Source organism: Promicromonospora kroppenstedtii DSM 19349, from assembly GCF_000515355.1.
Classification (GTDB): domain Bacteria; phylum Actinomycetota; class Actinomycetes; order Actinomycetales; family Cellulomonadaceae; genus Promicromonospora; species Promicromonospora kroppenstedtii.
In genome coordinates this window covers 33,552-34,430 of record NZ_KI911710.1, presented here as the reverse complement: position 1 = coordinate 34,430, position 879 = coordinate 33,552, and the positions used below count along the sequence as shown (strand labels likewise).

The window sequence follows — 879 nt, the reverse complement described above, 5'->3', positions numbered from 1 at the left end:
GCAGCCGGTCGGGCTGGGCGCCACGTGGGACGCCGACCTGCTCCGCCGGCTCGGCGACCTGGTCGCCACCGAGCTGCGGGCCAAGCACGCGGCCGACCCGGCGGCCTCCCTGAACGTCTGGGCGCCCGTGGTGAACCCGCTGCGGCACCCCGCCTGGGGTCGCGGCGAGGAGGGTTATGCCGAGGAGCCGCGCCTCGTGTCGCACCTGGCGACGGCGTACTGCGCCGGGCTGCGCGGGGACCACCCGACGGTCTGGAAGACGGTCCCGGCCCTCAAGCACTTCCTCGGGTACGGCAACGAGACGGACCGCTCGGCGACGTCGTCCAACCTGTCCGAGCGGACGCTGCACGAGTACGAGCTCCCCGCCTTCCGCGGACCGATCGAGGCAGGGGTCGCCGGCGCGGTGATGCCGTCGTACAACCTGGTCAACGGGGTTCCCGCGCACACGTCAGGTGACCTGCTGGCCGAGCTGCGCTCCTGGGCGCCCGGTTCCGTCGCCGTCGTGTCCGACGCCGGCGCGCCCACGTTCCTGGTGACGATCCAGCGGGCGTACGCCTCCCACGCGCAGGCGCACGCGGCGGCCGTGCGCGCGGGACTGGACTCCTTCACCGACAACGACACCGACCCGTCGGTCACGCTGGACCGGCTGCGCGAGGCGCTGGCAGCCGGGTTGCTGACGCAGGGCGACGTCGACACCGCCGCGCTGCGCATGCTGGAGCTGCGCCTGCGCACCGGCGAGCTGGACGGCACCGCCGACCCGTACGCGGGCATCGGGGCCGACGCGATCGACCTGCCGGAGCACCGGGCCCTGGCACGCGAGGCGGCGGCGAAGTCCGTGGTGCTGCTGCGCAACGACGGGACGCTGCCGCTGGGCGCGCC

Annotated in this window: 1 protein-coding gene; it reads left to right on the top strand. The window is 75.0% G+C overall.

The window, feature by feature from the left end; genetic code table 11:
* Positions 1-879 (top strand): glycoside hydrolase family 3 protein (locus PROKR_RS19575; RefSeq protein ID WP_036966294.1); only part of this gene is annotated, 879 nt, incomplete at both ends.